Annotated in this window: 17 protein-coding genes; 15 read left to right on the forward strand and 2 right to left on the reverse strand. The window is 34.7% G+C overall.

From position 1 onward, the window contains the following. From L950_RS30925 to L950_RS30930, 10 genes are all read left to right on the forward strand, one after another. Nucleotides 1-1,053: hypothetical protein (locus L950_RS30925; protein ID WP_037525713.1), on the forward strand; the 1,053-nt coding region annotated here is incomplete at its 5' end. 277 nt (nt 1,054-1,330) lie between these two features. Next, the gene (locus L950_RS20860; RefSeq protein WP_021188879.1) at nt 1,331-1,729 is read left to right on the forward strand and encodes a hypothetical protein; all 399 of its coding nucleotides are present in this window, start codon (nt 1,331-1,333) and stop codon (nt 1,727-1,729) included. Nucleotides 1,730-1,891: 162 nt separating this feature from the next. Then, complete coding sequence (locus L950_RS20865; protein WP_021188880.1) at nt 1,892-2,830, forward strand: ketopantoate reductase family protein; 939 nt, start codon at nt 1,892-1,894, stop codon at nt 2,828-2,830. A gap of 178 nt (nt 2,831-3,008) precedes the next feature. Then, entirely contained in the window at nt 3,009-3,503 is a 495-nt protein-coding gene (locus L950_RS20870; protein ID WP_021188881.1) for a GNAT family N-acetyltransferase, read from the forward strand. Between the two features lie 53 nt (nt 3,504-3,556). Next, nucleotides 3,557-3,811: a hypothetical protein gene (locus tag L950_RS27185; protein ID WP_156169791.1), complete on the forward strand. Its 255-nt coding sequence runs from the start codon at nt 3,557-3,559 to the stop codon at nt 3,809-3,811. Nucleotides 3,812-3,831: 20 nt separating this feature from the next. Then, nucleotides 3,832-4,002 carry a serine hydrolase gene (locus L950_RS28905; RefSeq protein WP_021188883.1) on the forward strand — a complete coding sequence of 57 codons (171 nt, stop codon included), beginning with the start codon at nt 3,832-3,834 and terminating at the stop codon, nt 4,000-4,002. 38 nt (nt 4,003-4,040) lie between these two features. Then, on the forward strand, nt 4,041-4,454 hold the full coding sequence (locus L950_RS27190) for a serine hydrolase (RefSeq protein WP_231577748.1): 414 nt from the start codon (nt 4,041-4,043) through the stop codon (nt 4,452-4,454). A 914-nt stretch (nt 4,455-5,368) separates the two neighbouring features. Continuing rightward, a complete protein-coding gene (locus L950_RS20880) occupies nt 5,369-5,737 on the forward strand; it encodes a hypothetical protein (protein ID WP_021188886.1) in 369 nt (122 codons plus the stop codon). 195 nt (nt 5,738-5,932) lie between these two features. Then, on the forward strand, nt 5,933-6,823 hold the full coding sequence (locus tag L950_RS20885; RefSeq protein WP_197086603.1) for a serine hydrolase domain-containing protein: 891 nt from the start codon (nt 5,933-5,935) through the stop codon (nt 6,821-6,823). After that, nucleotides 6,802-7,038: a hypothetical protein gene (locus L950_RS30930; protein WP_197086604.1), complete on the forward strand. Its 237-nt coding sequence runs from the start codon at nt 6,802-6,804 to the stop codon at nt 7,036-7,038. The genes L950_RS20885 and L950_RS30930 overlap by 22 nt, the downstream gene beginning before the upstream one ends. Nucleotides 7,039-7,199: 161 nt before the next feature. On the opposite strand, the gene L950_RS35870 is transcribed toward L950_RS30930, so the two are convergent. Then, nucleotides 7,200-7,331, reverse strand: a complete 132-nt coding sequence (locus L950_RS35870; RefSeq protein ID WP_021188888.1) for a hypothetical protein — start codon at nt 7,329-7,331, stop codon at nt 7,200-7,202. Between the two features lie 11 nt (nt 7,332-7,342). Then, the gene (locus L950_RS20890) at nt 7,343-7,954 is read right to left on the reverse strand and encodes a hypothetical protein (protein ID WP_156169792.1); all 612 of its coding nucleotides are present in this window, start codon (nt 7,952-7,954) and stop codon (nt 7,343-7,345) included. A gap of 576 nt (nt 7,955-8,530) precedes the next feature. Between L950_RS20890 and L950_RS20895 the strand changes: the two genes are divergently transcribed. The 5 genes from L950_RS20895 to L950_RS20915 form a co-directional block, all read left to right on the forward strand. Continuing rightward, entirely contained in the window at nt 8,531-9,856 is a 1,326-nt protein-coding gene (locus L950_RS20895; RefSeq protein WP_021188890.1) for a hypothetical protein, read from the forward strand. 9 nt (nt 9,857-9,865) lie between these two features. Next, nucleotides 9,866-10,276 carry a Dabb family protein gene (locus L950_RS20900; RefSeq protein ID WP_021188891.1) on the forward strand — a complete coding sequence of 137 codons (411 nt, stop codon included), beginning with the start codon at nt 9,866-9,868 and terminating at the stop codon, nt 10,274-10,276. Nucleotides 10,277-10,305: 29 nt separating this feature from the next. Next, nucleotides 10,306-10,782, forward strand: a complete 477-nt coding sequence (locus L950_RS20905; protein WP_021188892.1) for a hypothetical protein — start codon at nt 10,306-10,308, stop codon at nt 10,780-10,782. A gap of 124 nt (nt 10,783-10,906) precedes the next feature. Continuing rightward, nucleotides 10,907-11,680, forward strand: a complete 774-nt coding sequence (locus L950_RS20910; protein ID WP_231577747.1) for a response regulator transcription factor — start codon at nt 10,907-10,909, stop codon at nt 11,678-11,680. Nucleotides 11,681-11,710: 30 nt separating this feature from the next. After that, the coding region (locus L950_RS20915) for a sensor histidine kinase (RefSeq protein WP_021188893.1) at nt 11,711-12,807 on the forward strand (1,097 nt) is incomplete at its 3' end.

The following is a 12,807-nucleotide window of genomic DNA, read 5'->3' on the forward strand; positions in this document are numbered from 1 at the left end:
TTTAGTGATCTGCAAGATCAGATGCAAAATGATAGCAAGATAGACGAAAGCTATCTTTTTCCCAAAGGATATCCGCCAATAACAAAATATGTATATCCTAATACATTAATTGAAGTCCGGTTTGATCGATTTAATATATCCAATATCCTTGGAGATGGATATAATTTTACCTTAGATTTCGTAGATAACATCCCGGATGCAATTTTTAAAGTAAAAAAAATATACTTTTTAGATGGAACAATCGAAGGGGGCGAAGACATTTCGGTTGATAAAATAATTTCCCCGCACTTTGGTCATCAAACGTTGGTACTTAAAGGCACAAAACCAATCAAAAGCTTTGATTATAGTATGGAGACCAATTTAAGCAAGGAAATTATTTATGAAATTAGTACAGCAGGACAAACCATACAGACCTCTGCAGGGCAAATCGAAATCGTACACTATGGCAATGGATATGTACGCGTCAAAGTTCCTGAATCAATGCGGCATGTCATAAAAATTGAAGCAGAAAATGCACAGGGCCATAAATTGTCAAAAGTGATGTCTGGAAACGGAGCTGCTTATAAAAGTGAGTACCTCAGACCTTATATAGCAGGTATTAAAAATGCCATAACACAACTTGAGGATGATAAAATTACATGTGCAGAAGCCTATAATAAGTTTTCATATGAGCGGATTATTGCAGACTTACAGCGCAAGGAGAACTCTTTGTTTCTAACTGAATATTTTGTTTCTGATTTTAAGAAAGCATCTATCGTATTTTGGGATAAAACACAAGTAGACAGAAAGCACTATTTACGTAATTCCGTTGACCAATCTGATGGAGTGCCTGAAACCTTTTATGAAAGATGTGCTTGCGCTGTCGCACAGGATAAAAAGACCGAATTATTTGGAATTATTGGTTTGGATGGAAACTGGATCATCGCACCAAGTTTTTTAAAATTAACTCCCAACTGGGGAAATAAGAATTTATTTAGAGGACAACCATCTGATGAAGAGAAGAGTTATGAATATAGGTATGATATGGAAAAAAAATCCTTGACCAAAATGTAACCCCTTCTTAAGTAATAAACGACTTTAAAGAATACATACAATAAAAATATCTCCTTTCTTTTGGCATTATATCGAAGTGTCCTATAGTTTAGAGGAAATGTATGGGTAATGATATCAACAAGTACGGCATTACCTTAATTAATCAGTATATCTTTATTCCTAGAGAAATTGCTTTGATAGCCTTTTCATGCAGATAACTTACCATCTCCGGGTTAATTATAAAAATACATATATGGCTTCGTTGGTATGATATTTGGTTTAAAAGAGAAAACTTTATATGGAAAGAGCTATTAAAATATTTTTGATGGTGTGTGTCGTTAGTTTTATTTGCGGCAGTTGTTCAAAAGAATCTGATTCAGATTCATCAAGCTATCAGATCACTTACACTTTAAAGGGACCTGCCACAACGGCACAAGTTCAATATACCCCTACAATTACAGATCCTTACAATATTCCAGATAACTATGAAGAAATTGTTAGCGTTCCTTGGCAAAAGACAGTAACATTGATAGATGCTGTGGGAGGAGCCGGCTTTTCCGTATCGATCGACGGCGGAATACCTGGAGCGAAATATCAGATGTCAATTCTAGGTAAAGATGGTAGTATCTTAAAAGATGGAGAGTTGGGTCTGGATAATGAAGGCAATGGGGTCTTTTTGATAAACTATTATAAATAGTTAAAGAGATCAATATTAAAATAGAAATGAATAGAAAAGAGCTTATGAAATTTAAAATTCATAAGCTCTTTTTCTATACTTTGATTTTATTTATAAAATTGACAAAACTTAGTTTATATTCACTTTTGATTATTTTTATTGATAAACATAGTTAAACAAACAATGGAACAGCATATATTAATTGTGGGATTAGGCGGAGTAGGCGGATATTTCGGTGCCATGTTAGCACGAAAGTATGAAAACAGCGATATTCATATTAATTTTTTGGCACGTGGAAATCACCTTAACGAAATACAGCAACAGGGATTAACTGTTGTTTTGGAAAAAGAGACCTTTACAATCAAACCTTATAAAGCTTCGGATCAGGTGGAAGAGTTCAATACGATGGATTATATATTCCTATGCACCAAATCGTATGATCTTGAAGAGACAGTGAGTTCGTTACATACATGTGTGGGCCCAAGCACAGTTTTTATACCACTGCAGAATGGCGTCGACAGTAAAGAGCGTATTAAGAAATACTATCCAAATAATTTAGTTGTCGATGGTTGCGCCTATATTGTATCTCGTTTGAAAGCGCCCGGAGTTATTGAAGTAACGGGGAAATGGGGCACGATGAATTTTGGATTAGATGGAGAACATGATGTACGGCTAGAAAGGTTACATGATCTTGTTCAAAAAGCCGATATCCATGTGAATTATTCAGATAAAATAGAAAAAATAATATGGGATAAGTTCATATTTATATCTTCTATGGCGACGGCTACCTCTTATTACGATTGCTCGATTGGTCAAGTTATGGAAGATCCAGAAAAAAGGCATGCTGTTATTAGGCTTATTCAAGAAGTTGAAGCCTTAGCACTACGAAAAGGAATTGTGGTTTCAAAAGATATTGTGAATGAAACGTTATACAAAATGCAACAGATGCCCTATGATGCGACATCATCTATGCATACAGACTATATCAATAAAAAACCACAAACAGAGCTGGCATCGCTAACACATTATGTCATTTCTGAATCCTCGAAGAATAATCTTCCAACAGTAGTCTATCAGTGTATGTATGATGACCTTCAACAAAAGACAATGTCTGATCGTTAATTTTCGAAGATATTTAATTTATATCAATTCAAAAATTAATATAGTATATAAGCAGCGGGTCATTATATGTGGCCCGCTATCTAATAAGATCAGTCCCTACAACACGCGTCGATAAGTTTTATGAAAGTTAAAGTAGAAAAGCCACATGCGCGGAGTTTTCATTTTAGAAATATAAAATATGCAGATAACCTTAGTCAAATATGTAGCAGCAGATTTTGATTATTTCAAAAGACTGGTCAGTGATTTGGAGACAATGAGATACATAACTGGAATCGAGTGGGAGGAAATCGAGGCTAGATTACAGTTTGACGCAATGCTTGAAATCAATGCTGTAGAGGAAAGTTTAGGATTTTTTAAGGTAGTTAATCAGAAAAACGAATTTATAGGAAATTGTTCATTGGAATGCTATAAATACGATGCTGCAATTCTTGAAATAGGATATCTTCTTAAGAGAGAATTTTGGCGAATGGGTTATGGATCAGCAATTCTACAACGGCTCGTCCATAAAGCTAATAATTCATTCCCAGGCATGGATGTGATTGCCATTATCGATCCAGAGAATCAGGCATCAAGAAAATTACTTGAGAAGAATGGTTTTGTTTGTTATTTCAAGGGGGTGGAAGACAGTAAGTTTGCTGAAAAGTTTATCCTTAAAAATTTTCACACATACTAAACCAACATTTATTCGTTTTTTATACTTTTACTTTTATGGTCAATTTCAAAAATATGAAGTACATTTTAGTTGTACTATTGTTTATTCCACAGCTGATGCTCGGTCAACAAAAGAAGTCTATTCAGCAACTTCAAGAAAGGATAAAACACATTATAGATACTACTGGAGGAAATATCGGAGTAGGGGTACAGGGAATGGATTTTAAAAGTGGTTTCATCATAAACGGCAACCATGAGTATCCAATGATGAGTGTTTTCAAGTTTCCGCTTGCTTTTGCTATTCTAGATAAGGTAGATAAGGCGAACTGAAACTCAGTGATAAATTTCATATGCCGAAAGCATCTTTGGATACCAACACATGGAGTCCGATGGTAAAAGATTTCACTAATCAGGATCTTGATGTCACTTTAGCTGATCTGTTAACTTATGCCGTTTCAAAGAGTGATAACAATGCCTGTGATTTTCTATATACAAAGTCGCTGGTGGCCCAGTTGCGGTAAATCAATATCTCCATCATGCAGGTGTAAAAGATATCTCGATCGTCTATACCGAAGGAGAGATGGAAAAAGATTGGGCCTTACAATATAAAAATTGGTGCAAACCTGCAGGAGCGATTAAATTGCTGCAGCTCTTATATAACCAGCAATTACTCTCAAAAACGAGCAACGATTTTCTTATCCAGATAATGAGAGAATTGCCTGATTGGGGCAAAAGAATTACAGTTCTTCTACCACCAACAGCTGAATTAATTCATAAAACGGGTGCGTCAGGAGTTAACAAAGAGGGGATAATGGCTGCATTTAATGACATCGGTATTATCACATTACCCAATGGTCAACATCTCGCAATAGCAGTATTTGTCTCTGATTTTAAGGCGCCCCAACAAAGAGGCATAAATGTAATTGCAGCAATTTCGAAGGAGATCTGGGATTACTATGCATCAAATCCATAAGGAGAACCATAATTTTTTAGTAATGGCTATCTTTAATGAAAAGTATATGCCCTTCATAAACATCAAAAGGGTCTAATTTTCATTAGACCCTTTATCTTGGCGTTTAACTGCACAGTAATTTTTATGTTTCTTATCGTTTCCTCTTTTTTGTTTCGTCATCCAAAAGATTATGGGTCAATTGGATTTATTACTGTACTACCGTCATTTATCATTTTACACTTTTTTGGGAAAGTATGTTTGTTATTGTTTCTTATAATAAGAACACCTGTTGCCTAAAATAGTTTGAAAAAATTTGAAAGAATTACATCAATCTATTTCCTTCATTCATCGAGTTTTCTTTAATAGTTGGTCAGAGGCATTTAAAGCAGTTTTTTATTGATGATTTTAATATGCGGTCAAATATTATGTGGCACCACAAGCAAGTCTTTCGGTAATATCTTGTTCTACTTGTGGCCGTATAAACGCTTAGCATTACTGTCATCATCAATTTGAAATGCTGCAAAACCTTGCAATTTAAGTTCATTATTGAATTCTGAAAAGCTGGAGACTATTTTCGTTTCCATTGGAAAAAGTTAAGAAAATCAAATTTAATTGTCGTTAATACAATTTCACTATAAATCGATTTGTATTTTTTAAAATCATATTTCCACTCTTTTGAGACATAGCTAAAAGTACGGATTCCAATAAATCAAGTTGTTTCTATATATGAAAACATAGTCATCATGAACTTTTTAAATATTAATTTTCCCTTATTTGAGAGTATTCTATTGCATTATTAATTTAAAGCTTTATTTTTGTGGTTGTTACATTATAATATACAGAATTACAAGGCTATTTTTTGATGATGGATAATAATTGTGATTTAATCTTAGGATCATTTATACTAAAAGTTAGTAGATCAACTTCAGCTTTCGATGTGTATATTTCTAAATAAAGAAAGACGTAAGGCAATTGGTTTATTTTTGGCGGCTGATAAAAATGAAGAGGGGGAATTATTAATTAGTTACGTACAAGATAATATTGATAAGCCTTTATCACTGATTATAAATAAAGATGTGGTATTAAGCAATATCAATCATAAAAAAGAAAACTTTTATTATTGGCAGGGCACTGTCGGTACAATTCGAAGTTTATTGCAGCTATTGGATTTCTATTGTATTAATGAGTTAGGCCAAAAACCTGTTATTTCAATTGTTAGTCATCCCTTTGTTATCGAAATCATGCATATGTTAGAGGAAATTGAAAAGAGAAATCTGCAGATTGAAGCAAAGCTAAAGCTTTAAATTCGTTTGGATACTAAATATCCGACGTTAAAAATTGAAGCTTTGATGGACAAAAATGAGCTAATCCTTTTCCTTTGTTGGCCAAATAAATTTTTAACTGAAGTCTTTTTTAAATAAGTTTCAATACGATTTGGTCTTTAGTAAGTAAGTTGTATATTAGATAATTAACTGTTTTCGCCTTTAAATTCCTTCTATATGAACAGAAATCAATTTGTATTCATTTTTATGGCAATTTGTATGCTGACCATGTTGTCAAGTTGTAAATTTGGTCGTTTCATATGGTATAATTTTGCAGACATTGATGATTACAAAATTTTTCCCACCCGGGAGCTACAAGCTTCTACAAAGCCTTTTACTTTCTATACTGCAAGTAAGGAATCGGTTCCGAGCAATAGAATATATGAAGAAGTAGAGCTTTCGTTTGATAATTTTTTAGATCAGACAAAATCTGTCGCTTTTTTGGTTATCCGCAATGATAGTATTCTTTATGAACGTTATTTTGATGACTATGATACCGCTTCAATTGTGCCTTCGTTTTCTATGGCTAAGTCCGTTACTTCGATGCTCATCGGTTGTGCCATTGACGACGGGCTTATCAGTTCTGTTCAAGATCCGGTAAGTAAATATGTCCCTGAAATGGCAAAAAATGGATTTGATAAGGTAACGATAGAGCATTTGTTACAAATGACTTCAGGTCTTAAATTTAATGAAGGTTACTACAATCCCTTTGGAGAAGTCGCTACATTTTATTATGGCCTTGGTTTGCGCAAGAGTACCGAAAATCTAAAGCTGGAAGCAGAGCCCGGAACCCGCTTTGCCTATGCGAGTGGTAATACCCAGATTTTAGGGTTGGTGCTGGACCATGCATTAGCAGGAAAATCTATTACTGATTATCTGCAAGAAAAGATATGGCAACCAGTAGGGATGGAGTATGCTGCCTCCTGGAGTATCGATCAAAAGAAAGACGGTATAGAGAAAACCTTTTGTTGCCTGAATGCGCGGTCACGTGATTTTGCAAATTGGGACGGTTGTATCTTCATCAGGGGAATTGGGAAGGAAAGCAGTTGGTTCCCGCAGATTGGGTGAAGGAATCTACACGAGTTGACAGTACCGGTGGAAGCTCTATAAACTATCAGTACCAATGGTGGTTGCCTACACAAAATGGCGATTTTATGGCTCGGGGTATCCTTGGACAATATATTTATGTGAATCCACAAAAAAACTTGGTTATCGTTAGACTGGGACACAAAGTAGGCACCAATTGGAGTGAAGAGTTTGTACGCCTATCAGATGAATATTAAGGTGGGGTACTTTCTTTCTAAAATTCACCTATCTCAACAGTTTTAAAACAAGGAGGCTTGGGGTAGGATTGGTATTCCTTGAGTATTCATCAAAATTATATAGTAGCGTTATGCTATCCAATATTGAAATTCCCCAAAGTACTAAGGAAGTGCTCATTTTTTTACTGCTTAACAACCCTGTTGAATTCCTCCAATAGTATTTCATTTTCTGTTAAGACCATATTTTCTATATGAAATTTCTGATTGCGAAATTGCCAGTTACGTGTTCCGTCAATAACTTTTGTTAAGTCCATTTTCTCGACACTTACAAGTTCTTATGAATATCGATTTTCAGGAAAGTCTTAGATGCAGGTGCAAACGTTTTAATTTTCTTTTCTTTCCCATCTTCTTCTGTAGTCATGCTGTTAATTTCCAAAAGCAAAAGATGATCATAAATGTGGTAATGGCAGACATACGTTCTTTTAACATCTGTTTCCTGTATTATAGTAGCTTGACCAAATGGTGTAAACTGAATTAAATCATGCGATGAATTCGGACCTTTGAACCAGTATTGGTCTGTTGTTAACCCAACGGTTCTTCCCATTTCGATTACGTTCAAGCGATCATTTCCAAATGATACCGCTACTCTGGTATCGTTAAAGTCTTTCAACGTTAATTTGCTCGGAGTTTCTTCTTTAGAGACAGTTAGTCCGCTGCTATACTTCTTGTTTACACGCAGCCTAATTTCTTTTATATAGGGATCGTAGGTGTACGTTCCTTCACTGGTATTTACAGACCATATACCACCAGAATATCCATTGTTGTAGACAAAACTTCCATCATCAGCAAAATAAAAGTTTTTAAAGAGTGGGCCTTTAGACCATGACCAAAATTCCTTAAATAAAAAGCTGTTTTCCATTTCAAATGTATTTTTCATTTGTCCATACGCTACCATATTTAGTAGGAACATTAATTTTAGTAAACAAATTTTTATCATCTTTAAGCATTTAGTGAGCATGTCTACTCGTGAATCCCTTTACCAAAATTAGGATTATTTGACCCATTTCTATCATGCTACTATCCAATGGTATAAGTGCAAATATAGTATATATCACCAAATCATCTAAAATTTGTAACCCTTAATGCAGCGAGTAGCATCACTTTACTTTTGTTCAATACGTAAGGCCTGAAAGCAATTCTTTAATCAGCTTAGCGTTTCCCTATTCATTTTATGAGAGTCCTAATAGATTTGTGTACAGATCTACTAAAAATCAAGGAGCTCGAAGATTAAATTTTTTTTCAATTTCATTAAAATTTAACGTTTTTTTCTCAAAGTGTATTATTCGTTTTTTGTAAAAAACCTAAATAAAGATTTATCTGAATACATAAATCTTTGCAATGCCTATTTAAAGCACCTTATTAATTCATATTTCTAATAGATTTCTAATTATTTGCCTCTATATTCCAAACTAAATTTGTCTTAACAAAAGAATCAAATTAAAGACAGATTATCATGAATAAAAAGCCGCTATTAGCGTCGTTGTTGTTGACCGTAGGTCTAACAGGTATACATACAAGTAATGCGCAGACAAATGATTTTGGAAATCCAAAACTCATACACTATCTAAATAAGGAGCATACCCGTTATGTTAGCTTCAGTGGCTATGCAGAACTTTGGGCACGTTATACACAATTAAATCCAGGCAGTCTTGTTAATAATGAGCCGGTAGGAAGTGTGTCCGATTTGTCCCTTCGTCGCATTCGTGCCAAGATGACGTATAAACCAACTGAAAATTTATATTTCGTATTACAGATGGGGCCTACAAATGTTAATGTGAACAGTAAAAATAACACCTATATGGATTTACTTGATGCGTATGCAGAATATAGCTTTAGTCCAAAGCTTGCAATAGGTGCCGGACGTTCGACCTGGAGAGGACTATCCCGTTTTACAACAGGCCCGCAAGCAACTTTGCTCTATGATCTACCCCTATATGCTACATCAAACACCGGCATTACAGATATGACTGTTCGTGAGATGAGTGCTTATATTAAAGGTCAATTGGGACGATTTGATTATCGCTTAGTCCTTGCTGATCCCTATACCGCTACGACTGCAGATCCAGCATTGAATGTTGCTAAATTCAGTAAAAATGAAGCCCGCAAAGATGTATCCGGCTATTTTAGATATGCCTTTTTTGACAAGGAAAATAATGAAACACCTTTTAATGCAGGAACATATCTAGGAAAGAAAAAGGTGTTAAGCGTAGGTGGGGGTTTTGAATATATGCACAATGCATTATGGCATTTAGATGCTGATAAAGCAATACAAAATGATGATTTGAAAAGTGTTGCTCTTGATGTCTTCTATGATGCTCCTGTTAATAAGGAAAAAGGAACTTCTATCAGTGCATATGCTATGGCCATGCACAATGACTATGGCCCTAATTATATCCGGTTCTCTGGAACAAATAATCCAGCTACGGGAATAGTTGCGGCGAATGCAAGTTTAAATGGATCCGGAAATGCATTACCTACTGCGGGAACGGGTAATACATTTTATGCCCAAATAGGAGGTACATTACCTTATTTCAGTCGCAATAATCACAACCTGCAACTACAGCCAGCAGTCTCCGTACAATTTGCAAACTACAATGCTTTAAAAGATAATAGTGCAATATACGATGCCGGAATATCGCTATTATTTCACGGAAATAGTAGTCGCTTGACTTTTGATGCACAAAATAGACCAATTTATAATTCGAATGCGGTAAACGAAAGTTTGGTAACAGATCATAAATGGGCATTTATTCTTAAATATCGAATTGATTTTAATTAAATATATAACATGAAAAGGAAAAATTTCATACAAACATTAGGAACAGTTGGCGTCTTAGGCGTTACAAGTTCTACCTTATTAGCTGCTGATCATAAAAAAAAGAAACCTGTGTTTTTTCATTATTTACTTTTTTGGTTAAAACCTGAGCTTTCAGTAACGCAAGTTGAAGAATTTAAAGAATTTTTTGAAGGACTTAAAAAATTGCCATATGTCAAAAATGTGCGTTACGGCAAACCAGCTGCTTCAAGTCCACGTACTGTTTTAGATAATAGCTTTACCTATAATGCAGCTATGGAATTTGATAGTCTCGAGGAGCTGGAAGCGTACGGCAAATTACCACAACATCTTGCTTTGGTGGCTAAGTACAAGCCCTATTTTGACCGTATGCTGGTTCATGACACTGTATTTGAAAATTTGTAAAAAAATAATAGATCTTAAAATTAATAAAAATGAAAATTATCTCCAAAACAGTACTATTTTTCTGTTTAGCATTTATTGCTCCATCTTTACATGCTAAGGAAAATCATGGAAACATCAAATCGGTAAAAGTTGAAGAAGGTGAAGGTAAAATGCCTGCTATTCGATTAATCAATAATGCAGATGGAACTTGTACTTTTGAAAAAGGCTATATTCCAACCTTGAAACACGCGAGTACAACCACTTTTTGGTCGAGCAATAAGACCGAAGATTGGGAGAGAAATGCACATCCAGCTCCAAGACGTCAATACGTCGTAACATTAAAAGGCAATATTCGCTTTAAGGTGAGTGACGGCTCTACATTTTTGATCAAGCCAGGTGTTATCTTACTTGCTGAAGATTTAAAAGGTAAAGGCCATAGTTGGGAAATGGTACACTCGAAAAGCTGGGAACGTTTATATATACCAATACAAGATGGAGCTGACGATCTGTTTGTCTCAGATCACTAATCAAATGAATCATTAACTTTTGCTTTCCTTGCTGTTATGTACATCAAGGAAAGCAATTGTATGTCACTATTTATCTGAGATTTCAAGATTTATTTTTATTTAAAAAGTATCTACATTTGTTAATATGAGGGTATTAGTTGTAGAAGACAATGAACGTGTGTGTTCGGTATTGCAAAAAGGTTTAAAGAGTCAAAACTATCAGGTAAGTATTGCGCTTGATGCTGAATCAGCTTTAAAACAGATAAAGTTGTTAGATTACGATCTTCTTATTATTGATATCATGCTTCCTCGTATGAGTGGTATAGAATTGAGCAAACGTATGAAATGCACTTATCCTAAAATCCCGATTATCATGTTGACAGCCCTAGGTCAAATCGATGAAAAAATTGCAGGATTTGATGCAGGTGCAGATGATTATATGGTAAAACCTTTTGATCTTCGCGAATTATATGCCCGTATTGCAGCTGTTTTAAAAAGAAATAAAGAGTTTGGCAGTTGGGAAAATAATGAATCTTTAAACTATGATTCTTTAACACTTAATTTGAGAAGTAAAAATGTGAGTCGCGATCACATCGATATTAAATTGACTCCCAAAGAATTTGACTTACTTGTATTTTTTATGCGGCATCAAGAAACGTTATTGAGCCGTGATGAGATTGCTAGAAATGTATGGGGAAAGAATTTTGATACCGGAACCAATTACATTGATGTTTATATCAATTATCTCAGGAAAAAATTGACAAAGACTTTATTACTAAACTCATTCATAACAAATCGGGGCATGGTTTTATCTTATCAAATAAAGAATGAAAATAGCTTCTCGTACTTCCTTAGTATTAACGTTATTCTCTGCGGCGATACTATTTCTTTTCGCCTACAGTATCTATTTCTTTTCTGAAAAAATAGAGAGGAAGAATTTATAGACCGCTTGCGGTATAAAATTACCTGGCGTGCTGAATTTATTTTTGATGCCAAAGTCAGTGAAACACAACTGCGTCAGATTCATGAACAAAATAAAAAAAAGATAAATGAAGCGCAGATAACAGTTTTTGACAATCAATTTAAAGAGCTCTTTGTTGATGTTGGCGAACAGCATTATCATCGTGCCTTATTAGAAAAGATTCGGAATAAAAATTTTATGACCTGGAATCAGGGCGATGAGCTCTTTATGGGCATGCATTATCCTTTTCAAGGTAAACAATACTATCTGATTGGACATGCATACGACCAGACAGGTTATGCCCATATGCAACGTTTGAATCAGCTCCTCATCAGTATTTATTTTGTTGCCATTATTTTTATATTTATAACCTCTTTTTTCTTTGCCCAGTACATTTTAAAACCCATCAAACATATCATTAATGAAATACGGGATGTCTCCGAACATAATCTTAGTAAAAGAGTATATTATCGAAAAGCAAAAGATGAGCTCTCTGAATTGATTGATACCTTTAATGGAACATTCAATCGACTGGAAAAGTCCTTTAACAACCAAAGGCATTTTGTTTCCATTATATCCCATGAGTTTCGTACTCCCTTATCAGCTATGATTGCAGAACTCGAACTTGCAAAAGAGCTAAATACAACCTTAGCAGATTACCAGCATTCTATTGATACCGCTTTATCAGATGCTAAGGAAGCAACAATATTATCCAGTTCCTTATTGGACTTTGCCCGTGCCAATTATGATAGTTCACAAGTTAGCTTTAGTTCTTTGAGACTGGATGAAATTCTTGTAGAATCAAAATTTATGGTCCAGGATAAAGATAAAGATTACCGTGTTAGCATATCTTTTAATTATGACCTGTTGCATAATGCAGAGGATCAAGAAGAAATTTTGGTCATGGGAAATGCCTATTTACTTCAAGTAGCTTTTGCTAATTTAATCGAAAATGCCTGTAAATACAGTTCAGATAAACATTGTCTAGTAGATATTATATACCATGAAGGGATAGCTATTGTACAGGTTTGTGATAAGGGGAGAGGCATTTCGTCAGAAGACTTACCACATATTTTCGAACTTTT

Source organism: Sphingobacterium sp. IITKGP-BTPF85 (assembly GCF_001006065.1).
In the GTDB taxonomy this organism is placed as follows: Bacteria; Bacteroidota; Bacteroidia; order Sphingobacteriales; family Sphingobacteriaceae; genus Sphingobacterium; species Sphingobacterium anhuiense.

Bases quoted from the DNA above. Each gene is read 5' to 3' on its own strand.
- L950_RS28905 (WP_021188883.1), top strand. From the start codon at position 3,832: ATGCCGAAAGCATCTTTGGATACCAACACATGGAGTCCGATGGTAAAA.
- L950_RS20905 (WP_021188892.1), top strand. From the start codon at position 10,306: ATGAAAATTATCTCCAAAACAGTACTATTTTTCTGTTTAGCATTTATT.
- L950_RS20870 (WP_021188881.1), top strand. From the start codon at position 3,009: ATGCAGATAACCTTAGTCAAATATGTAGCAGCAGATTTTGATTATTTC.
- L950_RS20895 (WP_021188890.1), top strand. From the start codon at position 8,531: ATGAATAAAAAGCCGCTATTAGCGTCGTTGTTGTTGACCGTAGGTCTA.
- L950_RS27185 (WP_156169791.1), top strand. From the start codon at position 3,557: ATGAAGTACATTTTAGTTGTACTATTGTTTATTCCACAGCTGATGCTC.
- L950_RS20900 (WP_021188891.1), top strand. From the start codon at position 9,866: ATGAAAAGGAAAAATTTCATACAAACATTAGGAACAGTTGGCGTCTTA.
- L950_RS20880 (WP_021188886.1), top strand. From the start codon at position 5,369: ATGTGTATATTTCTAAATAAAGAAAGACGTAAGGCAATTGGTTTATTT.
- L950_RS35870 (WP_021188888.1), bottom strand. From the start codon at position 7,331: ATGGACTTAACAAAAGTTATTGACGGAACACGTAACTGGCAATTTCGC.
- L950_RS20865 (WP_021188880.1), top strand. From the start codon at position 1,892: ATGGAACAGCATATATTAATTGTGGGATTAGGCGGAGTAGGCGGATAT.
- L950_RS20860 (WP_021188879.1), top strand. From the start codon at position 1,331: ATGGAAAGAGCTATTAAAATATTTTTGATGGTGTGTGTCGTTAGTTTT.
- L950_RS20885 (WP_197086603.1), top strand. From the start codon at position 5,933: ATGAACAGAAATCAATTTGTATTCATTTTTATGGCAATTTGTATGCTG.
- L950_RS20890 (WP_156169792.1), bottom strand. From the start codon at position 7,954: ATGAAAAATACATTTGAAATGGAAAACAGCTTTTTATTTAAGGAATTT.
- L950_RS20910 (WP_231577747.1), top strand. From the start codon at position 10,907: ATGAGGGTATTAGTTGTAGAAGACAATGAACGTGTGTGTTCGGTATTG.